The organism is Synechococcus sp. R50.1 (genome assembly GCF_047462115.1).
GTDB lineage: Bacteria > Cyanobacteriota > Cyanobacteriia > Thermostichales > Thermostichaceae > Thermostichus.
This window is the reverse complement of sequence record NZ_JANSIN010000012.1, coordinates 24,361-48,460: the sequence shown is the minus strand read 5'-3', so window position 1 is coordinate 48,460 and position 24,100 is coordinate 24,361. Positions and strand designations below refer to the sequence as shown.

The window sequence follows — 24,100 nt, the reverse complement described above, 5'->3', positions numbered from 1 at the left end:
ATTTTAGTCATTTCAAGCCAGGTTTTTTAGAAACAGGCTTTTAGCTTTTTCAGCACCACTCGATCCAGCGTCAGCAGCGCCGAGCGCAAGCCACCCGAGTAGCCCCAAAAAAAGCCGACAGGCAGATGTCCTGGCGGTGCATCCAGGCTGGTTTTGAGCTCGCCGTACCCCAGCCAGCGACCTTGGATCCGCCAACCCACGGCTTCCCCCATACACTCTTCGCGGGGCAAGGCGGAGAAGGATCGCGATCTGCCTATTGAGGTTCCTCCGGGGTCGCATCCTTGCCACAGTTGCTTTTGAACGCTAAAGCCAAAGCGCCCTTGGCTGGCCCGCACCCACAGTTGGTCGATCAAGCGCAGCATTGGGCAGGGGAAGGCTTGAATATCCTTGGGATCAAAAAAGCCCACCTGCGAGCGCCCGCTCAGTTTTAACATCAAGGCGGTCGTCCAGCGATCCGCTTCCCCCCACTGCCCCGCTTGCAGCCGATCCCACAAACCTTGCAAGGCAGGGGCTGCTTCCCCCACCCACTCTGGCCAAGAGAGGGTTCCGGGCAGGGATCCCTCTCGACTTCCCTGCCCTTCTGGACAGACTTCCGGGAAAATCAGGGATCCGGGCCCTGTCTCTCTTTTCACCGTCGGGGGGGTGGGAGGTGCCACCAGTTGCTCTAGCTCTTCCGCCGAGTGCCGGGACAGGAGCTGTTCCAGCTCGTCTTGGGGTTGTGGAGGCTGGGCCAAGATCTGCTCCAGCTCCCTCAGCTCTTGGGTGCGGATGGCTGGCTCAAAAGCAACCGGCTTCCTCCCTTGTTGAGAGGCTTCTGCCGGTAACAGTGCCAGCCACTCGGCCATGGTTTGCGGGCGCTCTTCTGGGTGGAGAGCCATCCCTTTGAGAATGGCAGCCTCCACAACCTCGGGAATGTTGGGGTTAAGGCTGCGAGGGGTATCCAACTGGCGGCCTGTGGCCCGCACTGGCGCACACATAGGCACCATCCCCGTCAGCGCCGTGTAGAGGGTTGCTGCCAAGGCGTAGACATCGGTGAAGGCGCCGCGGCGGCGCAAGCTGTCGTATTGCTCTAGAGGAGCATAGCCATCGGTGCCGTAGGAGGTGTGGCGTTGGATCAGACCTTGGGTGTAGCCGCGAGCTAGGCCAAAGTCGATCAAAACTGCCTGCCCGGATCCCTCCCGCACCATGATGTTGGATGGCTTCACATCCCGATGCAGGATCCCCTGTTCGTGCAAGGCCATCAGGGCGGATCCCACCTCCTGCGTCAGGCGCAGGGCTTCCGGCAGGGGCAACGGCCCTTTTTGCCGCAGAAGCTGGTGCAGAGTCTGGCCGCGGATGTACTCCATCACAATACACCAGCGCTCCTGCTCCCAAATCACTTCTTCCACCTTCACCACATGGGGGTGGCGGCAGCGGGCCAGTTGCAGCGCCTCATTCATGAAGTTCTGCTGGAAGTGGGGATAGTCGGGATCCTCACGAAGGCTGTCGTTCAAAACTTTGATAACCACCTGGTCGGCACGAACGCTATCCCAGGCCCGGTAGGTGATGCCGAAACCCCCCTCCCCCAAAACGGCCTCGATGCGGTAGCGTCCCCCTTGCAATTGTTCACCAACTGCCCAAGCCATATCTGACCCCCGCCTCTAGGGCCATTGTGTCACGGGGATCAGTAACACGGGGATCAGTAAATTGACGGCACATAAAACTGCTTAGAAGTCTACGGGCAGCACTCCAGTTTTCACCTGGAAGGTGCGCGCCTGTCCATTTCGGATGACCCGCAGCGTCAGCGTATTGCCCACCCCGGCGGCTTCCACCAACTGCTGCACCTGCTCGGCATCGCGGATGGCCTGCCCATTGATTTCAGTGATCACATCCCCCTCCCGCAAGCCAATCTCCTCAGCCGGGGATCCCGAAATCACCTGCCCGATCAAAACCCCTTCTTCCACCGTCAGCGTGGTGGGGCGAGCGGGGTCGCGGTTGAGGCGGGCCACAATGTCGGGGTTGAGGGTGATCATGCGAATGCCCAAGAAAGCGTGCTCTACCCGACCATTCCGGATCAATTGCTCGGCAATGTCCATGGCGCGGTTGATGGGGATGGCAAAGCCCACACTCTGGGCCCGCTGGAAGATGGCCGTATTCACCCCAATCACGCGGCCTTCCGCATCCAGCAGTGGACCACCCGAGTTGCCGGGGTTAATGGCCGCATCCGTTTGCAGGAAAGTCACCCGCTTGTTGACAGCCCCAATTTGCCCGGAGGAGCGCCCAACAGCGCTGATGATCCCGGCAGTCACGGTATTGTCCAGGCCCAGCGGGTTGCCAATGGCAATAGCCCAATCCCCTGGTCGCACCAAGTCAGAGTTGCCCAAAGTAACCGTGGGCAGATTCTCCCCCTCAATCTTGATCACCGCGATATCGGTAACCGGATCTGAGCCCTTCACCTCTCCTTCAAAGGTGCGCCCATCCAGCAGATGAACCCTGACTCGCTCGCTGCCTTCCACCACATGGGCGTTGGTGAGGATCAGGCCACTGGCGTCGATGATAAACCCCGATCCGGTGCCTTCTTGCCGAAACTCCTGCGGCAACTGCGGTAGTTGATCCCCAAAGAAGCGGCGAAACAGGGGCTGGTTGAACAGTTCTGGGTTGACCCCCCTCGACACGGTGCGGGTGGCATCGATGCGCACCACCGCTGGGCCGACCTTTTGGGCAACGGCGGCAATAAAATTAGAAGGCCGGACGGCATCGGCGGGAGGGGCAGAATTCGCAGCCTCAGGGCGGGACTCAGACCAGGGCAAAAGGGATCCTACTCCCTCACCGGCCCGTCGCGTCCAAGTGACCAGAGGAGTTTGCTGTAACCACTCCTGCCCCGCTCGAGACGATAGCCAGACCCCACCTGCGACGCCTCCACCAAACAGAGCCATCGCCAAAAGTGTATGCCGTAGAATCCGCGCCATGATCCCTCCCAAAGCTAAGCCGTATCGCCAAGACTCAAAAGGCGTGAACCCGCTCCCCCGACTTACGCCATCAAGACCCAGTTCACTCCTGGTCTATTCTATCTATTCCTACTCTTTACTTTTGGATGTTCGGGGTATGTGTGCTTACCCTAGCAAATCTTGCGGACAGAGGCAGTGCTCGAAACGCCCAAAATGATCGGGGATCCGAGTATGCTCCATTCCTCCGAGCCACAAGGGCGGGATCCGTGGCAGCGCCACCGCGCCTGGATGCAGTTGGCCTTGCGAGAAGCTGAGCAAGCGGGAGAAGCCGGAGAGGTTCCGGTGGCCGCTCTGGTGGTGGGGCCAGGGGAAAAGTTGCTGGCTTTGAGCAGCAACCGGCGGGAACGGGATCGGGATCCCACGGCCCATGCGGAGATCCTAGCCCTACGGCAGGCAGGGCAACGGCTGGGAGATTGGCAACTGCGGGGCTGTCGGCTGTACGTCACGCTTGAGCCTTGCCCCATGTGTGCCGGGGCCATCAGCCAATCGCGGCTGGCCCAGGTAATCTACGGCGCCGATGATCCCAAGGCCGGAGCACTGCGCAGCGTGCTCAATTTGCCAGCTTCTGCCGCCAGCTTCCATTGCCCGGAGGTTATCGGCGGAGTCTGCGAGGCCGAGTGTCGCCGCCTATTGCAGCAGTGGTTTTGCCACCGGCGCGGGATCCCCTCTGAGCCGGCTGAATCCTGACCGAGGGACTGGGGGCGGAAAATTCTGGGTTGAAGTCGTGCATCTGCAGGATGTTTTTGATACTGTCATAACGGGTTCGGCTGGCCCTTGCCCGGGATCCCGCACCAGCCTCAAAAAAGGCTTTCCGAGTGCGGGATCTCTTGAGCCCAACGGTGGCCGCTTGGGTTGTTGAGGGTGCGTCGGCCCTATGCCTGGATTCTCAAAACCCGACTTGTCTGGGATCCCTCGCTGGCTATGCCCAGCGGCGGGTAGTCTTTCACAGAGGATTGGTGTGTGACTATTGCCCTCTCCTTTTCTCCTCTCCCATCAGCTTGGCTTAGGAGTATTGCCCTTCTGGTTTGGGCTTGGCTGTGCTTGACCTTTCCAGTGCAGGCACGGGTGCTGCTGCGGGTAGGTATTGCCGTCAACAAGCCCCAGGTCACCGTCGGCAGCTCTACCGGAGCCCGCCTATTGAATGCCCAGGGACAGCCGCTGGCAGAGGTGCAGGCCATGCAACCGCTGCAGGCCAGCCGTTCGGGTTCAGCAGTCAGTTTGGCCGGCCAACAGGGAGAACGTCTTTACCTACAGCCCACCACCTCCGATGGGTTAGTGTTTATCGACCAGAATTGGTACCGTGGCTTGGTGGAGTTGATCCCCGGCGAGCGTGGGGTGATTGCCATCAACCAAGTTGGCTTGGAAGACTACGTTTCCAGCGTGGTGGGCAGCGAGATGGGACACCGTTTTCCCATGGAGGCTCTTAAAGCCCAAGCCGTGGCCTCCCGCACCTATGCCCTCTACCACCGCAGTCGCCGTTCCCAGCAGCCTTTTGACTTAGGAAATGGGATCGATTGGCAGGTTTACAAGGGGGTAGCTGCCGAATCCAGCCGTACCCAAGCGGCTGCCCGTGAGACCGCCGGGCAGGTTCTCATCCACCAGGGGCAGTTGATCAATGCGGTTTTCCACTCCTCTGCGGGGGGACATACAGATGATGCAGGCAACGTCTGGTTAGAATCGCGGCCCTACTTGCAGGGGGTGCCCGATTTCGATCACCACTCACCCGTGTTTAGCTGGACGGCCACCGTTCCTGCCCAGCAGATTCAGCAGTTGGCTGCCGGGATCGGTGCCATTCGTTCTGTGGAGGTACTGCGCAGCTCCCCGTGGGGACGGGCAATCACGGTGCGCTTGACGGGATCCCAAGGGATCAAAGATCTCAATGCCGGCGATTTTCGTCGGGCTCTTGGGTTGCGCAGCACAAAGATTGCCATTAGCCCGCGCGGGGAGGCCACCACTACGGCCAGCCTGGCTCCTGTGGCAGGGACATCCCCGGCTTTCTTTGAGATTCAGGGGCGCGGCTACGGACATGGCGTCGGCATGAGCCAGTGGGGAGCGGCTGGGATGGCCAGCCAGAACTACTCCTACCAACAGATCCTCAGCCACTACTACCGCAACACCACCTTGGCAGTGGTGGAAGGACGTTAGGGCTCAACTTCAGGGAGAAGCCAACAAAATCATCGATTGGTAGCAAAAGTAGCTGCAGTTTTTAAGAGCTTATGAGAAGCAGCATTTTAATTGAACCGGAGGGGTTCCCCAAGGGTTCGTTGGGGTTCTGTAGATTTTGTTAACTTTGAGTTAACTCTAATGTTGCACCATCTCTTACGATAGACGGGCAGCTTCTAGACGGGCAGCTTCTGCCGGAATCGAAAGCTGGCCTGCCTGTGAACGCTGCTTTTGAAGGCTCCGCGCTGCTGTGGCAAGATCGGGAGAAGCCCTGGAAAATTTGGGTTACGTCCCCTGAAGATTTTGTAGAGATCTTGAATTCCCCCCTCAGAATCCTCAGGATCGGCTCAATAATAATTGAGATACGTTTACCAGCATCGACCTCTACCTCTTCTTTTTCGAGCCCATAACTTTAACCCCAGGTATCTGTCCTATGTCCATTGCCACCTTAGCTCCTGCTTTTCCCGAACGTTGTCCGGTGCTGCCGGAAGCGCTCACGCCCCTGTGCGAGATCGCCCGTAACTATTGGTGGACTTGGAACCCGGATCACCTCACCATTTTCCGGGAAATGGATCCCGCCCTGTGGGAAAAAACCTCCCACAACCCGGTGCGCATGCTGGAGGAGGTTTCCTACTTGCGGTTGGCAGCCTTGGCCACTGATGTGAACTACCTCAACACGTTGAACCGGATGGTGCAGTCCTATCGGAAGTACATGGCGGCTGAGGATACCTGGGCCAAGCGCACCATGAAAACCTACGACTGGCAGCGTCCTATTGCCTATTTCTGTGCCGAATACGGCTTGCACGAGTCTTTGCCCACCTACTCTGGCGGGCTGGGTATGTTGGCCGCCGATCACCTCAAGTCGGCTTCAGATTTGGGGGTGCCCCTGGTGGCCATCGGGTTGCTCTACCGTCAGGGCTACTTCCAACAGCGCCTGGACAACAATGGCTGGCAGGGGGAGCTTTACGAAGACTCTGAGTTTGAGTCTCTGCCGTTGACTCTGGTGCGCCAGCCGGATGGCAGCCCTCTGTTGGTGGAAGTGGCGATGCGGCAGCGGTTGGTGAAGGCGCGGGCCTGGCGGGCGGACGTGGGCCGGGTACCTCTTTTTCTGCTGGACACCGACCTGCCGGAGAACGACCCCATCGATCGCTGGATTACCGCCCACCTCTACGGGGGCAGCACCGATACTCGCATTGCCCAAGAGTGCATCCTGGGTATCGGTGGGGTGCGCCTGCTGCGCCAGTTGGGTTTGGATCCCATGGTTTATCACATGAATGAAGGGCACGCTGCTTTCCTGACGCTGGAGTTGCTGCGGGAGGAAGTGGCGCGGGGCACCCCCTTCGAGACGGCGGAGGCCAAGGTGCGGGAAAAATGCGTGTTTACCACCCATACACCAGTGCCGGCTGGCCACGATGCCTTTAGCCCCAATGAAATGGATGCGTTCTTTGCCTCTTTCTGGCCACAACTGGGGCTGACGCGGGAACAATTTTTGGCTTTGGGAGCTCGGCGCACTGGGGATCCCTGGGAGCGCTTTAACATGACGGTGCTGGCTTTGCGGTACGCGCGGGCAGCCAATGGCGTAAGCAAGCTCCACGGACGGGTTTCTCGCGAAATGTGGCATGTGCTCTACCCTGAGCGATCGGTGGATGAGGTGCCCATCAGCTCCATTACCAATGGGGTTCACGCCCGTACCTGGGTTTCCCCCCTCTTCTGGAATCTCTACGACCAGTACTTGGGCCCCGATTGGCCGGAGCGGGTGTCAGACCCGGAACTGTGGGCCAAGGTGGAAGAGATCCCAGATGAAGAACTGTGGCGGCGCAAAGAAGCTCTGCGGGAGCGGCTGGTGTCTTTCACCCGTCACCGAGTGTTGCGGGCCCGGCGCAATCGCGGCGAAAGCAACGAACGCATCCAAGCGGTCAACCAGTTGTTGGATCCCAAGGTCTTGACGATTGGGTTTGCCCGCCGCTTCAGCACCTACAAGCGAGGAGATTTGATCCTGCGAAATCTGGAGCGAATTACCCGCATCTTCACCAACAAAGAGTACCCTGTGCAAATTATCTTCGCCGGCAAGGCCCATCCGCGGGATGAAGGGGGCAAGCGCCTGATCCAGCGGGTGGTGGAATGGTCGAACCGGCCTGAGGTGGCCAACCGGGTCGCCTTCATCGAAAACTACGATGCCTATGTCGGTCGCAATTTGGTGCAGGGGGTCGATGTGTGGCTGAACAACCCGCGACGCCCTCTGGAAGCCTCTGGCACCTCAGGGCAAAAGGTGGGCTTCAGTGGGGGATTGAATTTGTCGGTACTGGATGGCTGGTGGCCGGAGGGTTACAACGGTCGCAATGGCTGGGCTATTGGCCAAGAAATCGAAGGTCTGGATCCCGCTGCCCAAGACGACTTGGACGCCAACTCCCTCTACGACTTGTTGGAGTATGAGGTGATCCCCATGTTCTACGACCGGGACGAGCAAGGGATCCCACGTCGTTGGATTGCCCGCATGAAGGAGGCGATCCGCACGCTCAACCCCGTTTTCAACACCGACCGCATGGTAGCGGAGTACGTGCTGAAAATCTACGAGCCTCAGCCCCTGGAAGCAGAGGCGAGCCGGACTTTGTTGGGTTCGGCTGTTGCCGGCTAGGGTGGACTCCCCCTCTCCCAGCGCAAATCATACAAAACATTGGGATCCCTCTCTCCTCAAGAGGAAAAGCAGGGATCCCAAGTTTGAGCTTGGGGAAAAGAGACTAGGCGCCAGCGTTGACGGCCATAGGAAGCGTCAGCGGTTCTGGCTCCTCTTCGGGGGGCAGCATCACCACCTCAGAGTTGTCGATGATGGCCTGCAGCTCTTCCCCATCGATGGTTTCGGCCTCTACCAGGCGGCGGGCAATCCGATCCAAGAGGGCACGGTTTTCTCGAATCAAGTAGGTAGCCCGTTGGTAGGCCTCGTTCACCAGCCGCCGCACCTCTTCGTCGATGAGGGCCGCTGTTTCCTCCGAGAAATCCCGTTCTGCGGCGATTTCCCGGCCCAGGAAAATGTTGGTGTACTGGCGACCTAGGGCTACATTTCCCAGGCGATCGCTCATACCGAAGCGGGTCACCATGTTGCGGGCGATGCGGGCCACCTGTTGCAGGTCGCTGGCTGCCCCCGTGGTGATCTCCGACTCTCCGTAGACCACTTCTTCGGCCACGCGCCCACCCAAGGCAACGGTCATCATGTTCTTCAGATGGGCACGGGTGGTTAGTCCCATGTCGTCATCGCTGGGCATGAACCAGGTGAGGCCACCTGCTTGTCCCCGGGGGATGATCGTCACTTTTTGGATGGGATCGTAGTTGGGCAAGAGGGATCCCACCAGGGCATGGCCCGCCTCGTGGTAGGCCACCAATTCCTTGCGCCGCTCGCTCATCAGCCGATCCTTCTTCTCTGGGCCGGCCAACACCCGATCCACCGCGTCGTTGATCTCGTCCATGGAGATCTCGGTGAGGTTGCGGCGGGCTGCCAGAATGGCTGCTTCGTTCAGGAGGTTGGCCAAATCGGCACCGGTAAACCCAGGAGTACGGCGGGCCAATTTCTCCAGATCCACATCGGCAGACAGAGTTTTACCGCGGGCGTGCACCTTGAGGATCTCCAGGCGGCCTTGGAAGTCGGGGCGATCCACCGTAACTTGGCGATCGAACCGGCCAGGCCGTAGCAGCGCTGCATCCAGCACATCCGGTCGGTTGGTGGCCGCAATGACGATAATGCCGGAGTTGCCCTCAAAACCGTCCATCTCGGTGAGCAGCTGGTTCAGGGTCTGCTCCCGTTCGTCGTTGCCACCTCCCAAGCCAGCTCCCCGCTGGCGACCGACTGCATCAATTTCATCGATGAAGACGATGCAGGGAGCATTTTGCTTGGCCTGCTCGAACAGATCCCGCACGCGAGAAGCGCCGACCCCGACAAACATCTCCACAAACTCAGAGCCAGAGATGGAGAAAAAGGGCACACCTGCTTCTCCGGCTACGGCGCGGGCCAACAGGGTCTTACCGGTGCCGGGCGGGCCCACCAGCAGCACCCCGCGGGGAATCTTGGCTCCCAAAGCGGTGAAGCGCTCTGAGTTTTTCAGGAAATCCACCACCTCTGCCAGCTCCAGCTTGGCCTGATCGATGCCGGCCACATCGTTGAAGGTAATCTGGGTTTTCGGCTCCATTTGCACCCGCGCCCTGGATTTGCCAAAGTTGAGAGCTTGGCTGCCTGGGCCATTTTGAGCCCGCCGCAGCAGGAAAAAGAGCCCCAGCAAGAGCAAAACCGGCAGGAAGAAGGTGCTGAGAATGCGCCCGAGTAGCCCCTCCTCTTGGACAGGACGCACGGCCAGCTCCACCCCGTTGGCAACCAGGGTGTTCTCAAACTCGGGGGTAAGGGGGGGCAGATTCACCTGCACTTGGGTGGCGCGGTTGTTGATTTCTGCCTCGGCGATGGCAACCTGGCGACCATCCGGGGCCGTCTCCACCAAAACTTTGCTGACCTCGCCCCGTTCGACGCGGCTGATCAGGTCGGAGTAGCTGATCTCCAAACGCTCAGGCGGGCGAGTACCCAAGAAGGTGGTGGCTAAAGAGATCAAGACGATGGCCAGTAGCGCATATAACCCCGCGCTTCTCCATTTCTTGTTTTTACCTTTCTGACTCACGGAAGTGTTTCCTCCCAAAGGGTGTTTTTGAATCGAACTCGCAGATGGTGACCTATGGGTAACAATCTGGGGTCGGGTGGGTTCTTGCAGCAACAGACTGTTAATTAATATTAACCTGACTGAGAGGGTTGCCGGGGATCCCTGCAATTCCCCTCTTCTGGCCGGGAGTTTGGGGATAGGATTGAGAGACCAAGGCTGGACCGTCAGCCAGGATAGGTGGTGTTTTTTCCATTCTCATTCCAGCTTGCCCAGGGATCCCTATGCTGACTCAACTGCGCGAACTGAGCATCGCTGCCGACGGACGGTATCTCAGGGATGAGGAGCTGCAGTTCATGGAGACCTACCTAGCCTCCTTTGACCTTCGCCTGAGCGCCTATCGCAAGATCCAGGCGGCGGAAGCCCAGATCATCCGGGATGTGGAGATGAAAATGCGCGCGCTGGATCCCTACTTGCTCATGCGAGGGGTGGAAGACTTCAGCAACAAGTGGAAGGCTGACACCGTTCGGGTTCTGCGCCTTTCGGCCTTAGCCATGCTCTTGGATGATGAGCAGCGCTACAAAGATCGATTTCTCTACTGGTTCCAAACACTGATGCGAGCCTTCCGCACCCAACGCAGTTGCGAGGCCACCTATCGCTTCCTACAAGAAGTGATAGCCAATTACCTCACCCCCGAAGAAACCAAGTTGATCAGGCCGATTCTGGAAACCAACCGCACGCTGTTGGGCCTCAACTAGGCAGCCGTCTCAGCAGACTCTCCAGAACCAGCCGACTCCACCACCTCCAGCTCATCAGCCTGGAGATGGGCACGGAACTTGTTGTCAAACTGCACCTGAAAGGGAAAATTGGCGCTGATCGGGCGGCCATTCCAATCTCGAAGCACGGCCTTCAGCTCCCCTTCCATGCCTTTGAGGTCGAAAGGTTGATTGCGATGTTCCGGGTGGTGATAGACGATCACGCTGGTACGCACCCGCACCCGATCTCCAACTTTCATGTCTTGCCCTCCTAACAAGGCGGCCCACCACAGGAACCCACTGGAAACACTCTAGCTCAATCTCTAAGCAAACCTTCGAGATGTGGAGAAGTATGTGGAAACTGAAACAGTAGTTTGTATTTTCCTCAGGGTCATCTTCATGTTGGGAAGCCCCAGAACATCCCCTCAAAGTCAACCCAGAGAAAGCCCGTCTCAACCAATGGGATCCCTCTGGAGCCAACAGCGCCGCTCACTGGATCCCTGGATTGTATAGATGGGATCCCTATTGGGCAGGAGGCTGGTTTCGCCGGAAAAAGCTGCGTCTAGCCAATCTCAGCTTCCACCGGGATCTGGGAAAGAGAGAAGGCGACCTTTTGTTGCTCCACCAAGCGGTCGAATTCTCGCTCGAAGGTGACCAAGGCCCGGTTGGTTTTGCCCCCCAAGTAGAGCCCCGTCTCCGTTTGCAAGGCCCAGACTTGGCTGTAGCTGAAGTAGCTCATCACCACCCCCACCATCAACAGCCCAAATCCGAGATACACCGCAGGGATCCCCGGATCCGATTTAATTTGCAGTCCGGTAGCGCCGATCACCTCATCCAGATGCAGAGTGAGCGGGTTGGGGAAGCGTTGGGGAGCGATTTCGTCGAGGGCCAAGCTCATGCCTTGGCGCAGGGATCCCATCCATTGCCCTTCAGTGTCGTAGAGCAGGGCTGTCCCCTGCAAATCCGGCAGCAGCAGCGTGAGTCCCTGGCTCATGTCCGGCTGGGTGGGCACAAAAGCGCCCCAGAGTTTGTTGCCTGCCTCGGTACGCACCGGCACCACCGGGATTTGAAAAGTGGGGCTGTTGTTGATGCGGATGCGGATGCTGTCGATGCTCCAATCGGCTTGGTAAAGGGTCACACCCCGGTAGGAGAGAGGATGGTTGACGGAAATGGTCTGACGTTTGACCTCCTGACCCTGATCCAAGATCGAGAGGTCGGAATAAAACTGCTTGACACGGCCATCGGGAGCGTAGTCAATCCAGAAGCGATTGGCCCGAATTTGCCAGGTAGGCAAGTGAGCGCGAGCCAGATCCCCTGCTCCGGTCAAGTGTTGAATGGAAGCCACGCTGCCGCTGGGAATGAGTTCTTGGGCCTTGAAGCCGCCAATGCTGCCCCAAATGGCCCCCAGCAAGATCAGCAGCATGCTGACATGCACCAAGATGGGGCCGATCCTGCCGATTAACCCCTTGCGGGCGTAGAGGTAATGGCCCTCCTGAAACACCAGATAGCCCTGTCGACGTAACTGCTGCGGCAGCCCTTGTAAGGATTGTTGGGGCAGATAAGTCCAAAAGGGCAGGCGCTGAAAAGACTGCGGGCGGGTGAGATAGCTCCAACGGCGGGCCCCCTTCAACATCGGCCATTGGCGCGTCAGGGAACAGGCGGCAAGGCTGCTGCCGAACAGGATCAAAATGGCCAGAAACCAAGGGGTGCGGTAGACGTGATCCAATCCCAAGCTCAGGATCACCCGCCAGGTGAGAAAGCCAAACAGGGCCGGATGCTCTGGATAGTGAGCCTGATAAAAAGCCGCCGTTTCCTCTTGCTCGATCACCGTGCCGGTGGCGCTCAAGACCGCAATTGCCAACAAAAGGCCAATGGCCAGGCGCAGATCCGCCAGCAGCGGCAGCAGCTCATGACGAAAGTACCGCCGCAGCGAGGAAACCCAGCGGGCAAGCGGGAGAGAGTATATGACCATGAGAAGTTTGTCGGCTCAAGATTCAGATCGCCGTTTTTGCCAGGCAAGGCGCAGTTTTCAACAGGGTGCTGTAGGTGTAGCCCCATCTTAGCCTGCAGCAGCAGGGATCCCTTAGGCCCAAGCCGACAAGATTGTTACGCTGCCGAACCCCACCAACACCACCCCACTGGCATAAGTGAGCCAGCCCGACCAGCGCCGCAAGGCCAACAGTTGCTTCACCGCTCCGGTAAACACCCCCGCCAGGAGCAGGGGAAAGGCCAACCCCAGCCCGTAAGCCAGCAACAGCCCACCCCCTACCCATGGCTGCCCTGTGGTGGAAACCCAGGCCAGCAAAGCCACCAAAACCGGCGTACTGCAGGGAGAGGCCACCAGGCCAAAGGTTAACCCCAGCAACACTGCCCGGCCTAACCTGGGCCATTCTCCGGGAATCTCGAGGCGGTTAAACCCATCGGGAAAACGCAGGGGGATCACCTCTAACAAGTTCAGCCCCATCAAGATGGCAATTCCCCCCGCCACAACAGGCCCGAAGGATCCGGTTTGTCCGTAAACGCGACCCAGCAAAGCTGCCGACAAACCCAGCAGGGTCAGGGTAAAAGCCACCCCAGCCGCAAAACCCAAAGATTGAGCCCAAACTTGCCGCCGCCCTTCCCCAGTCGTTTCCTCAGAAGCGGGGGTGTAGCCGCCGATGTAGCCGATGGTCACCGGCAGCATAGACAGCGTGCAGGGGGAAAGACTGGTGAGCAAGCCGGCCAAGCCCACCACCAGCAGACTGACGGGAGAAAGGTGCTGCAGTTGAAACTGCACCAGCTCAGTTGCCCATTGTTCCAGTTGGTAAAGCCAAAGCTGAGCCGTGCTCAACATAAGCTCGATCTGTCCACATAAGCTCAAGGTAGCATGTAAGGATCCCCGAGCCCGTTCAAGATATCTTTGCTATCCATTCCCACCGCCCAGGTTGTGGAGAATTTCGCGAGGATGGTTGACCGGGAACTGCTGCCATTCTTGTTGAGTTCGTTGCAGCACCCGGAGCAATTCGTCCCACTTTTCGCCATCGATCAACCGCTCTATCTGTCGTAACTGGGCTTGGTAGCTGCTCAGGGCAGTCAGCAGCGCCTGCCGGTTGTGGCGGGCCATCTCCAAACCCAATTGCGGGATCCCTCCGCCAACACGGCTGGTATCGCGGAATCCGCTGCTGGCCAAAGTGCGGGCCAATTCCAGAATCGCGGGATCCCCTTCTTGGCTAACCGCTGCGATCAAACTGGCGCTGACCATAACTGGCAAATGGCTGATCCAGGCCACCGCTCGGTCATGGCGTGCGGGATCCGTGAGGACAGCTTCTGCGCCAACAGCAGCAATCAGTTCTTTCACCGCATCGAGAGCCTGAGGTTGGGTCTCGGCGATGGGAGTGAGCACGTAGGGCCGCCCCCGAAACAAGTCAGCTTCTGCCGCTTGGATCCCTTGCAGGCTTTTGCCGGCCATGGGGTGCCCCCCCACAAACAAGGGCCACAATTCGGTTGCCGGAGCAACGATGGGCTGCTTAACCGAGCCGACATCGCTCACCACGGTTTCTGCCGACAAATAAGGCAACAGGGCGGCTAGCGTGGTCAACACCTGCTCCAGAGGGGTACAGATCAGCACCATTTGCGGATCAAAGCGAGCCAACTGGGCCAACTCGGTTCCACAGCCTTGGACAGCACCCCGTTCCAGAGCCTGTTTGCAGGTGGCCGGGTTGCGGCTTATCCCCCAGACGGGATATCCCTTTTCGGTCAGTTTGAGGGCCAGGGATCCGCCAATCAACCCCAACCCGACAATGGCAATGCGCATAGTATCTCAGTAAGCCAGTGAAACTCCTTTTTGGACACCACCAACAACCGCTTCCAGGTGTAGTAGGAGGCTGCTCCCGTAGCTCAGCGATACTCGCCACCGGCGGGCAAGCCTAGTTCCTTCCGAAGCTCCCGCCGCAGCAGCTAAATTCTCGGCCAGGGACTGTCCACTTGTCCATTTTTAAGTCAATATAGGGGTAACATCCGGGCTTGCTTGCCCTGCGGATTCGTGGTAGCCAAACTGGCCTCCGACAGGAAAAACAAGGGCAGGCCTTGGATGTATTGGCAGGAGCTCGGCCCGCTGTAGACTGCTGTTGCGCCGAAGGGATCCCAGCCTTTCGTGCCGGCTCAGCGCAGTTCTTCTTCGCTTACTCAAGAGCAGGTGTCCCTCTTCTCAGCGATTCTCCAGAACTGTACCCATCGAGCCACTTTCACAGCGGGCTCGGCTTTTGGCCTGCGAGTTCCCGCTTTAACCCCCGTTGGGGAGCACTCTGTCGTTTAGGAGATTCTATGCCTAGTGAACCCAAAACCCGCAAGAGCCGTGAAAGCACTAACCCGCGCCCGCGCGACCGTCGTCGTGAATCGGCCAAAGGGAGCAAAGGGGCAGTCTCAGCCACCCATCTCTCCTTGCCGAAGTTAATTCAAGAGAATGCGGTGCTCCAATCTCGCAGCCAGTTGTTGTTGATGTACAGTGACTTCCAAACCGAAATGCCCAACGATGGCAAAACCGGTGTGGGCACCTGGCTACAGTCTCGACTCAAGGAGCACGGCATGCCCAGCCTGCTGCGTTTTGGCCCCCGCTCCCGCCCCCAGGTTTTCCGCCGCGATGAATTTTCCGAGTGGATTACGCTGGCTCTGGCCTCTGTTAACCCCAACAGCGATACTGCCCCCCAAGAGCACCTGAGCTAGGCCGGAAGGGGAAGTTGAGCGGTAGAAGCAGAGGTTGCTGGCCCAGGGATCCCGCCACGCCCGTTGAGGGAAGAGGGTGAACTGGGCTTTTCTGTATCCGGCAATAGCAGGTCGCGGATGAGGCGAGCTGCCGAGCGTTGCAACCAGCGGGAGGCCAATTGACGGCCCAGTTGTTGAGCTTCCGGTTTGGCAGCCACCTTGGCAACAATCGGCAGAAGCTGCAGCGGCTGAAAGCTCGGGTTGCTGCTGAGGAGTTCCCACAGACGCTGCAAATGAGCCAAGCCATCTGAGCCACCCTGGGATCCCGAGCTGGAAAAGAGCACATCCACTAGGCGCTCCCGCAGGAAAGCGCCCCGCTCAGAAAAGATAAAATCAACGGCCTTTTCCAGGGATCCCTGCAGGTCAAAATCCTCGCTGTTGACGGCGTTGCGCAGCAGGTTCTCCAGGCGGTTCCAGCGAAATTGCCCCTGGTTAAACAGCAGCTCCCGCAGAGATACGCGCAGCTCCGGGGCCGGGTCGGTGAGCAGGCGCTGAGCCACGTAGGGATAGGCCACGCTCAACACCTTAAAGTTGGGATCCAGGCCGATGGCAATCCCTTCCAGGGTGAGCAAAGAGCGGATGATCAAGGCGTAGTAGGCGGGAACTCGAAAGGGAAAGTCGTACATCACCCCCGAGAGCCGATCGGTGATGCTCTTGAAATTCAGTTCGGAGACCGATTTGCCCATCGCTTCGGCGAAGACAGCTTCCAGAGCAGGGATGATGGGAGTCAGGTCGGTATCTGGATCCAGGAACTCCAAGTCCACGTAGTCTTGGGCCAGCCCGGCGAAGTCTCGGTTCACCAAATGCACAATCGCCTTGATCAGGCCGTAGCGCTGATGGGGCGCGATGGTGCTCATCATGCCGAAATCGATATAGGCCAGCCGCCCGTCGTACATGGCCAAGAGGTTGCCCGGGTGGGGATCGGCGTGGAAAAAGCCATTTTCCAAAAGCTGCTTGAGGGAGCAATTGACACCGATCTCGATCAAGTGCCGTCCATCCAGCCCCGCAGCAGCGATTTTGTCAACCTGAGTCAGCTTGATGCCATCAATCCACTCCATCGTCAGCACCTTGGTGCGGGTGTACTCCCAGTAAATTCTGGGGGCATAGATGGAGGGGTGACGGTACAGGGCCAGGAACCGCTCGGCATTGCGGCCCTCCTGGGTGTAGTCCATCTCTTCGTAAAGGCGCCCGGCGAACTCATCGACGATGCCTACCAGGTCGCTGCGGATGCGGCGGAAAGTTTTTTTGGCCCACAGCGCCAAGCTGCGAACAATGTACATGTCGAGAGAGATGCGCCCGATCAAATCGGGCCGCTGCACCTTGACGGCGACTTTCTCTCCGGTATGCAAGTAGGCTTGGTACACTTGCCCCAAGCTGGCGGCGGCAATCGGTTCGGGGCTGATTTCTCGAAAGATTTTGTCTACGGGTTTGCCGATTTCCGACTCGATGAGGGCAAAAGCGATGGCATTGTCAAAGGGGGGCAGCTCATCCTGCAGTTTGGCCAGTTCCTCCAGAAACAGGGGCGAAACCAGATCGGGACGGGTGGAGAGGGCTTGGCCGATTTTGATGGCTGTCGGCCCCAATTCCGTGAGGATCTCCCGTAGCCGGGCCGCATGTTTCGGGCGATTCTTCAGTTCTACTCCCCGCCAGCGATCCCAAAACACCCAGGCCAACAAGCCCAAAAAAGGGGTGATCAACTGAAACAGGCGCCGCACCACCAGATCCCAGCGCCCTCGATATTGCTTGGCCAACTGTTCTGGGTCATAACGCAGGCTCAACTCCGGTGCCACTCCCAGATTTGCTGGCGGGATGGTCATAACCGGAGAGTCCGCCGCTGCGGAACCCAAGTTATGCTGCCTCGCTGCTGTTGTCACTACCGGTGTTGACGGTGTTGCGCCCATAGATGCCCCAACGGATTCCGTAACACATCTTAACTTGCTGGCTCAGCCTGGCGACTCTTGGAGGCGGCCACCGGCCTGCTCGATTGGGCTTGAAAAGGCCAGCCAAACCTTCAGAAAAGGATCTTCATCCTCTCCCGGAGAAGGTGACAGCAGCCCACCTACGGGGATCCCCGCCAAACCTAAAATGGGAAAACCGCGATCTCTGCCTTTGTGTCTGGATCCCCCCCTCTGCCGCCTGCCGAGCCGAGTTCGACCGGATTTGCAGCCCTTAAGGCGCGCCACCTGCTGTTGGCCTTCTTGGTGATCAACCTGGGCGTGGGTTTGGGAGCCGTGGCTTTGGCCCAGATGTTGCATCTCCCACCGGATGATCCACTGCTGGCCTACCTGGTCTATTGCTCCACTTTTGTCCTCACCTGTATTTGGAGCTGGCGGCGGGGGCAGCAAGCCCATCTGCAGATGAGGCGGCTGTGGGGCAACTGGCGGGCTGCTATTCCCTGGGGATCCCTGCTGCGGGTGGTGCCGGCTTTGCTGGTGCTCTCCCTGGGCACAACTTTGTTGATGCTCTACCTGGTATCCCTGCCTGCGCCGGAGCTGGCGGAGTCGATGCTGCACTCACTGGGGGAAGAGGATGGAGAAATGGCCTGGCCGCAGGTGTATCAGGGGTTGCGCTGGCTCTCGATTGGGGTGGTGGCCCTCATAACGGAGGAGTGGCTGTTTCGCGGCATCTTGCTACACCGCTGGGGCCTCAAGTGGGGCCTCTCCAGAGGGCTACTGGCTTCTTCTGTGGTGTTCGGCCTGCTGCACCCCAACCCAGTCGGGTTGACGGTGTTCGGCTTGGTGATGGGCCTGTTCTACTTGCAGACTCGCTCCCTGACCTTGCCTGTCTTGGCTCATGCCTTGAACAATCTCTTGGCCTTAGCGCTGGGATCCCTAGGAGGGGGAAGGATGGAACCAGCTGATCCAGTCGGGGCTTTCCACCTCTACTTTGGCCTGTTCTGTCTGGGGATAGCTAGGTTCATTTTGGTTCCCTTCGTCCGCTTCCATTGGCCGGAGCGTGGGGCTTGCTTGCCCTATTTCCTGAACCGCTGAGTATTGACTTCCTCACACTTTCCCTCCTGTCTGACGGACTTGTCTGACAGAAGAGCGCTGCCGTGGGATCCCCATGGGAAGTAGCGGAGGTTTGATTGATAAGGAATGCAAAGAAAACGCCAAAAACTGTCACTCGATCTCGGGAAAAAGCTGTGTGGATGGGGATATCCTGAAATAGGCAGCAACAGATTCCAGTGCAAAGTTTAGCTGTGGCTCGCTGGCCGATGGGGTAGTCGTTGGGCCGGGGGTCAACCCAGAGGGTCAACATGGAAAGGCGGTCTTTTCTGCAAAAACTCCTCCTGGTTGCTGCCGGTCTTGGCCTGTCCCCTGGCTGGTTGAGGGGCCGGGCTGAGCGATATGGGCAAGCTTTGGCGGCTGGCTCCCGCAAGCTGGCTGTTCTCATCGGTATTAACCGCTACCTTGGTGAGGGATCCGCGCTACAAGGGTGTTTGACAGATGTGGAGTTGCAGCGGGAGCTACTCCTCTATCGCTTTGGTTTTGACCCGGCAGACATTCTCACCCTTACCGATGGGGCAGCCACGCCGGCTGGGATCCAATCGGCCTTTGCAGAGCACTTGGGGGGTCAAGGTCACACGGCTGAAACGGTAGTGGTGCAGTTTAGCGGCTATGGCCAGTGGCGGCTGGGATCCGCGCCCAACTGTTGGCAGCCGGTGCTGCTGTTGTCTAGCTCTGAGGGAGTGGCAGCAATGGAGCTAGACAGCTTTTTCCGGCTTTTGGAAGGCTTGGGCACTGCCCAGATCACCACCCTTCTGGACTGTGGCTTTACCTATGTCTCGCCGTCGGTGCGAGGCAACTTGCAACTGCGTTCCCGTCCCCCAGCCGCGATCTCGGACTCCTCGGAGCCGCAGCGGGTTTGGCCGTCTCCGCCCAAGGGCTTGCTGATTTCGGCCACCACTCCCCAGGACTTGGCAGCAGAAGCCGCTTGGCCAGGATTCTATGCTGGGGTACTCACCTATCTGCTGACGCAGTACCTGTGGGAAACCACGCCTGCCACTCGTCTGCTGGTGGCCTTTAACCAAGTGGTTAGCCGGCGAGAGCTGGGCCTATTCGCCTGCCAACGCCCCACCTTGGAAGGCCAAGACACTGCCCGACGCATTCACCCCTATTTTCTTGCGCCCACGCAGGCAGGGGTGAGCGGGGTAGTCCAAGAAGTGAAGGGGAATCGGGCTCAGGTGTGGTTGGGCGGGATCCCATCGGCGGCCCTGTGTGGTTTGCAGCCGGGTACTCTTTTGGTTCCCATTCCCGCCGATCCTTCCGCCTCTTCGCCGACGCCGCTGCTCATGCGTTCTCGCAGTGGGCTGTTGGCTCAGGTTCAGATGGCCAGTCCGGAAGGGCAGCTTCCCCCTGTGGGCACACCTTTGCGGGAGCAGCTGCGCGGCCTCTCCAGCACGCTCAAGCTTTTGGTTGGCCTAGAGGAGAACCTGGGCCGCATTGAAAAGGTGGATCTGACCAATGCCATTGCCGGCTACAGCTGGATGGAAACGGCCAACCCCCGCGAGCGACAGGTGGACTGTTTGTTGGGCCGCATCACCCCGGAAATGGCCACTGCTTTTAGGACTCCGTCCCGCTGGCGCGAACGGTCGGATACCCTGCTCAAGCCTCTGGAAGTGAACAGCTACAGCCTGTTCTGGCCGGGGCGAGAATTGCTCCTGAATTCCTGTGGCCCAGCAGGAGAGGCTGCAGCAATGGCCGTCCAGCGGTTAGCTCCCCGTCTTGCCCATCTGCTGGCTGCCAAACGTTTGCGCACCACTCTCAATGCGGTTTCCTCTTCCTTGGCAGTGGTGGCGGAGTTGGCTGTCAAAGGTAGAGCTGCCAATCGCGCCAGCGGGACGGAGTCCTTAGCTCCCCCGTTGGCGGCACGCCTTGTCCAGTCCGCAACTTCCGCTCCTGCTGAGGTGGGTATGCAGCGGTTTACGCGAGGGGATCCCTTGCATCTCACCCTTTGCAACAACAGCGAGCAGGATCTCTACGGCTACCTGTTGCTGATCGACCCGACCGGACAACTGCACCTGCTGGCCCCCCTGCCTCAGGACAACTTCACCACACCTCTTCGCTTGGAAGCCAAGAGCAGTTTAACTTTGCCACCCTTGCCGGAGGTCGATGGCGAGCTGCGCTCTGCTGTGAGCTCTGACTTGCTCACCTGTCATGCCCAAGGGCTGACGGAGCTGTTGTTTGTGGCCAGCACCCGCCCCCTGTCCGCCAGCTTGGAAGCCCTCAAGGCTATGGCCCGCAAACTGGGGGTAGCCCGTTCGCCGATGTTGCTCAATGGGCCGCTGGAATGGACGCAAACGCTCCTCGAGGAGTTGACTCAGCGTGCCTCCGATCGCGCCAGCGGGACGGAGTCCTTAGGGGATCCCGACTTGCGTTGGCTGGATCCCGCCCAATCCATCACCCTTTCCCTTACCTATTTGCTGGTTTAGCTCAGCAGCAGGGCAAACAAGCCACAGAGGGCAATACCATCGAAAACCCCGGCCCCGCCAATGCTGAGAATGCCTGAGCAATTGCGCCGCAACACCTCCGGCAAGTGCAGGAGATCCGCCCCGATAAGGGTACCCAAAACCCCGCCGGCAAAGGCCACCGCTGGCGCCTGATCCCCAGCCCAGAACAAAGCGGCCAAGGCTGCTGTAGCTGGGGCAATTAGAGGATTCATCTGAATGCCGATCGCGCCAGCGGGACGGAGTCCTTTCCCGGGCACCACGTGGGAAGCATAGTAGCTGACCAAGGTTACCAGCGCCGTTACCGCCAGGATCAGCACGCTATCGGCCCGCCCAAATTGGTATAGGGCCAAGAGCACCGGGATCAGCCCCCCGCCCACGTTTAAGGCAATCACCGTCTCCTGGGAAAGCTTGGTCAAAGGGATCCCCCAGAACTGCCGCATCCACAAGCTAGCTAGGTCTTCTACCAGCGTCACCTCGCATTTCACTCGATAGAGGGGAATATTGACCGAGCTGCCCACCAGGATGGCCAGCAGCAGTAACAGCGCTCCCTCCCGCGAGAACCCCAGCTTTCCCACCGCCAGCGCCACCACATCCACTGCCAGCCCCAGCCAGAGGAAAGGCAGCAGCAACACCAGCATGAAAAACAACAGCAGCGAGACCGGCAGGTAGAACATGGCAGGGATCCCTGGCGCTCGGGTGTCAGCTCCAGCCTATCAAGACTGAGTGTGATTTTTTCGGGCAAGGTCTGTAACCAGTGGGATCTCTATCCTTTGAATGAGAAATAAGTCTGCAATCGGCTTTACTCAGTCTATAGGCCGAAGATTTTGTTGCGAATATCATGAGCGATTTCAAGACCGGCACGCCAATCTCCAGCAGTCTTAGACAGGGTAATCAAATAACGTCGATCCCCATAAAAGCAAATCTTGATGTGAGGGGATTCTGAAACAAGCTCAAAACCAAAATTCTGAAGCTCTTTTTCGGCACGATTACTCCATTTTCGGTAGTCACAAAACCAGTGGTCTACGAATTCTCTAATGCTTTGGCGGCAACTGTCGCCCTCACATGCATCGTTACTCTGGATTAAGTCTTTAAGGATATGCTGAACTCGACTTTCTTGGTGCACTTGGTTAATTGCCCTGCGTAGAATTTCCAGGATAAAGCTCTTAGCCTCTTGTGGGTAAAAGTCTCTCTCATTTTCTAGCCTTAATACTATATCACATTCTGATAAGATCTGCTCTCTGTAACGTTTATCCCCTTTGCATTGGTACTGCACAGACAGAGTCTTTTGAAAACCTTCTACACTTAAATTAAGAAAATCTCTCTCCTCTTCAAGACTCTTGATCTTTTGGTTCCGGTCTTCTAGTTCTATCTCTAATTCTTGTAGTTTTTCATCTTTCTGTTGAAGCTGGCGTCGCAGATCTGAAAGCTGCCTTTCGTAACTTTGCCGCCACTGTTCTTTCTCCTCAATTTGCTGAAAGAGATCCCTAGCTCTTTGCTCTTGGAGTTGGAGCTTCTCAATCAGGCAGTTTTGCTCAGCTACCCGAGCTTCCAGGCTTGTGACTTGCTCGTTCTTCCGCTGGAGCTGAGCTTGTAGTTCAGAGAGCTGGCTTTCGTAATTGCGTAGTTGCTGCTTCCTTTCTTCTATTTGCTGAGAGAGATCCCTGATTCTCTGCTCCTGGAGCTGAAGCTTTTCAATCGAATGAGCCTGCTGAGCCAGTTGCGCTTTCAGAGCCTGGATTTGCTCATTGCTCTGCTGAAGCCGAGCTTGTAGCTGTGCAAGTTCGTCTTGCTTACTACGCAGCAGATGCTCTTTTTCCTGAACTTGCTGAGACAAATTTGTAGCGGACTGCCGCCATTTTTGCAGATCCACTAACAGTCTTTGGATCTCTTCCTCTTTTTGTGCAGCTTGATTCCCCGGTTCCAGGTTCTCTGCCTGAGCGCTTCGTAGCTGCTCTGGTGCCTGTCTCTGGGTTTCCTCATCCTTCTGTAGAAGCTGATCCTCCGTTTCCTGAAATTGCTCAAAGGAAGGACGAGGCAGCTCTAAGACAACCTGACCTCTTTGAGCCTGGGATCCTGCCAGTGATTTGTTACGCTCTACTTTCTGAGCCGCTACACTGCCAGCTCCTGCTACAAGAGCCACCGTGAGAGCTCTCCTAAAAGCTGGCTGAGGCAGAGAGGCAATGGCGGCAGCCGCGAGAGCAGTAACGATGTGGACGTTAAAGGGCTTAGCCATGACAACAGAGAGCGTTGGGCGAGAAGGAGTTGGAACTAAGGATAACCGCTGATGCCAGAACCGTGAAAGAAATACAAAAATTCTATATAGTATAATATTTTGAGGAGGAGTCCTTTGGAGCTTTGTTAAGTTTCAAAAAATCAGAAGGAAAAACAACGAACTTCACCGTTGCCGCATTTGCGGATCCAAGGCATCTCGCAATCCATCCCCGACAAAATTGATGCTCAGCACGGTCAAAAAAATCATCAGTCCGGGGAAGAAGGCCATGTGGGGCGCTTGCTCCAGGTAATTGCGGGCATCGAAGAGCAATCTGCCCCAAGTGGGCACATCCGGCGGGAACCCCAGCCCCAAGAAGCTCAGCGTTGACTCGGTGATGATCGCCGTCCCTACTGATAGCGTCGCCGCCACAATCACAGGGCTGAGCACATTGGGGAAAATATGCACCCAGATCAGCCGACGGGCCGGAGCCCCAATGGCGCGAGCCGCCAAGACAAAATCCATTTCCCGCACGCTCAAGAAGCTGGCCCGTACCAGCCGCGCCACCGACATCCAATTCAAGCTGCCGATCACCAGCACCACCAGGATAAAAATCCCCGTTTCTGGCCCTGCCAAGCGTCGCAAGCTCTCTCGAAACAGAAAGATCACCAACAACAACAGCGGCAATTGCGGCAAGGAGAGAAACAAATCCGTAAACCGCATCAGGGCCACATCGATCCAACCCCCATAAAACCCCGATATCGCCCCGATCAAGGTGCCCATCGTAATGGCCACCAGCATTGAGGTAATGCCCACTGAAAGCGATACTCGCCCGCCGCGCAACACCCGCGCCAAGACATCTTGTCCCAGGTCGTTGGTGCCAAAGGGATGGGCCCAACTGGGGGGCAGTTGAGAACGAGAAAAGTCGATCTGGCTGGGGGAAGCTGTGTAGATCAGCGGGCCCACCACACATCCCAAGATGATGAGCAGCAAGGTGGCCGTCCCAAACAGGGCCAGCCTATCCCGACGAAAGCGCCGCCAGGCATCCCCCCACAGGGTACGCGGGGGGCGTTCCTGAACGTTGGCTTGAGGGGGAGCAGGGATCGAAGCAGACATCGGACACCTCTAGAAGTTTGAGGGTGAAAGATTGTTGAAGAGCCGGATCC

18 protein-coding genes are annotated in these 24,100 nt (G+C 58.1%); 7 read left to right on the top strand and 11 right to left on the bottom strand.

Annotated elements, in window-relative coordinates:
• Positions 1–26: 26 nt before the first annotated feature.
• Together NW870_RS05155 and NW870_RS05150 are read right to left on the bottom strand one after the other, a co-directional pair.
• Positions 27–1,625, bottom strand: a complete 1,599-nt coding sequence (locus NW870_RS05155; protein WP_414374257.1) for a serine/threonine-protein kinase — start codon at positions 1,623–1,625, stop codon at positions 27–29.
• Between the two features lie 81 nt (positions 1,626–1,706).
• Positions 1,707–2,948, bottom strand: coding sequence for an HhoA/HhoB/HtrA family serine endopeptidase (locus NW870_RS05150; RefSeq protein ID WP_414374254.1), 1,242 nt, complete (start codon positions 2,946–2,948; stop codon positions 1,707–1,709).
• Positions 2,949–3,158: 210 nt separating this feature from the next.
• Here NW870_RS05150 and NW870_RS05145 point away from each other — a divergent pair, with 210 nt between their 5' ends.
• The 3 genes from NW870_RS05145 (at position 3,159) to glgP (ending at position 7,785) form a co-directional block, all read left to right on the top strand.
• Positions 3,159–3,674: a nucleoside deaminase gene (locus NW870_RS05145; protein WP_414374253.1), complete on the top strand. Its 516-nt coding sequence runs from the start codon at positions 3,159–3,161 to the stop codon at positions 3,672–3,674.
• Between the two features lie 354 nt (positions 3,675–4,028).
• Entirely contained in the window at positions 4,029–5,132 is a 1,104-nt protein-coding gene (locus NW870_RS05140) for a SpoIID/LytB domain-containing protein (RefSeq protein ID WP_414374251.1), read from the top strand.
• A 451-nt stretch (positions 5,133–5,583) separates the two neighbouring features.
• Positions 5,584–7,785 (top strand): alpha-glucan family phosphorylase, encoded by a 2,202-nt coding sequence (gene glgP / locus NW870_RS05135; RefSeq protein ID WP_414357455.1) that lies wholly within the window; start codon positions 5,584–5,586, stop codon positions 7,783–7,785.
• 103 nt (positions 7,786–7,888) lie between these two features.
• On the opposite strand, the gene ftsH is transcribed toward glgP, so the two are convergent.
• Positions 7,889–9,805, bottom strand: coding sequence for an ATP-dependent zinc metalloprotease FtsH (ftsH, locus tag NW870_RS05130; RefSeq protein WP_414343378.1), 1,917 nt, complete (start codon positions 9,803–9,805; stop codon positions 7,889–7,891).
• 260 nt (positions 9,806–10,065) lie between these two features.
• Between ftsH and NW870_RS05125 the strand changes: the two genes are divergently transcribed.
• Positions 10,066–10,539, top strand: a complete 474-nt coding sequence (locus tag NW870_RS05125) for a hypothetical protein (protein ID WP_011432275.1) — start codon at positions 10,066–10,068, stop codon at positions 10,537–10,539.
• Here the strand turns inward: NW870_RS05125 and NW870_RS05120 are convergent.
• From NW870_RS05120 to NW870_RS05105, 4 genes are all read right to left on the bottom strand, one after another.
• Positions 10,536–10,796, bottom strand: a complete 261-nt coding sequence (locus tag NW870_RS05120) for a ferredoxin-thioredoxin reductase variable chain (protein ID WP_414349997.1) — start codon at positions 10,794–10,796, stop codon at positions 10,536–10,538. The two genes, NW870_RS05125 and NW870_RS05120, sit on opposite strands and share 4 nt — an antisense overlap.
• 302 nt (positions 10,797–11,098) lie before the next feature.
• Positions 11,099–12,508 (bottom strand): cytochrome c biogenesis protein, encoded by a 1,410-nt coding sequence (locus tag NW870_RS05115; RefSeq protein WP_414374249.1) that lies wholly within the window; start codon positions 12,506–12,508, stop codon positions 11,099–11,101.
• Between the two features lie 111 nt (positions 12,509–12,619).
• A complete protein-coding gene (locus NW870_RS05110) occupies positions 12,620–13,369 on the bottom strand; it encodes a cytochrome c biogenesis protein CcdA (RefSeq protein ID WP_414374248.1) in 750 nt (249 codons plus the stop codon).
• 69 nt (positions 13,370–13,438) lie between these two features.
• Entirely contained in the window at positions 13,439–14,329 is an 891-nt protein-coding gene (locus NW870_RS05105) for a prephenate/arogenate dehydrogenase (RefSeq protein WP_414374246.1), read from the bottom strand.
• Positions 14,330–14,838: 509 nt separating this feature from the next.
• Between NW870_RS05105 and NW870_RS05100 the strand changes: the two genes are divergently transcribed.
• Positions 14,839–15,237 (top strand): hypothetical protein, encoded by a 399-nt coding sequence (locus NW870_RS05100; RefSeq protein ID WP_414330450.1) that lies wholly within the window; start codon positions 14,839–14,841, stop codon positions 15,235–15,237.
• On the opposite strand, the gene NW870_RS05095 is transcribed toward NW870_RS05100, so the two are convergent.
• Positions 15,234–17,177 carry an ABC1 kinase family protein gene (locus NW870_RS05095; protein WP_414357462.1) on the bottom strand — a complete coding sequence of 648 codons (1,944 nt, stop codon included), beginning with the start codon at positions 17,175–17,177 and terminating at the stop codon, positions 15,234–15,236. The two genes, NW870_RS05100 and NW870_RS05095, sit on opposite strands and share 4 nt — an antisense overlap.
• Before the next feature lie 210 nt (positions 17,178–17,387).
• Between NW870_RS05095 and NW870_RS05090 the strand changes: the two genes are divergently transcribed.
• The gene (locus tag NW870_RS05090; RefSeq protein ID WP_414374244.1) at positions 17,388–18,266 is read left to right on the top strand and encodes a lysostaphin resistance A-like protein; all 879 of its coding nucleotides are present in this window, start codon (positions 17,388–17,390) and stop codon (positions 18,264–18,266) included.
• Between the two features lie 266 nt (positions 18,267–18,532).
• Positions 18,533–20,707, top strand: coding sequence for a caspase family protein (locus NW870_RS05085; protein WP_414374243.1), 2,175 nt, complete (start codon positions 18,533–18,535; stop codon positions 20,705–20,707).
• Here the strand turns inward: NW870_RS05085 and NW870_RS05080 are convergent.
• The 3 genes from NW870_RS05080 to NW870_RS05070 form a co-directional block, all read right to left on the bottom strand.
• A complete protein-coding gene (locus tag NW870_RS05080) occupies positions 20,704–21,399 on the bottom strand; it encodes a DUF1614 domain-containing protein (RefSeq protein ID WP_414374241.1) in 696 nt (231 codons plus the stop codon). The genes NW870_RS05085 and NW870_RS05080 overlap by 4 nt on opposite strands.
• Positions 21,400–21,533: 134 nt before the next feature.
• Positions 21,534–22,958: a hypothetical protein gene (locus tag NW870_RS05075; protein ID WP_414374240.1), complete on the bottom strand. Its 1,425-nt coding sequence runs from the start codon at positions 22,956–22,958 to the stop codon at positions 21,534–21,536.
• A 162-nt stretch (positions 22,959–23,120) separates the two neighbouring features.
• Positions 23,121–24,050: an ABC transporter permease gene (locus NW870_RS05070; RefSeq protein ID WP_414358445.1), complete on the bottom strand. Its 930-nt coding sequence runs from the start codon at positions 24,048–24,050 to the stop codon at positions 23,121–23,123.
• Positions 24,051–24,100 lie beyond the last annotated feature (50 nt).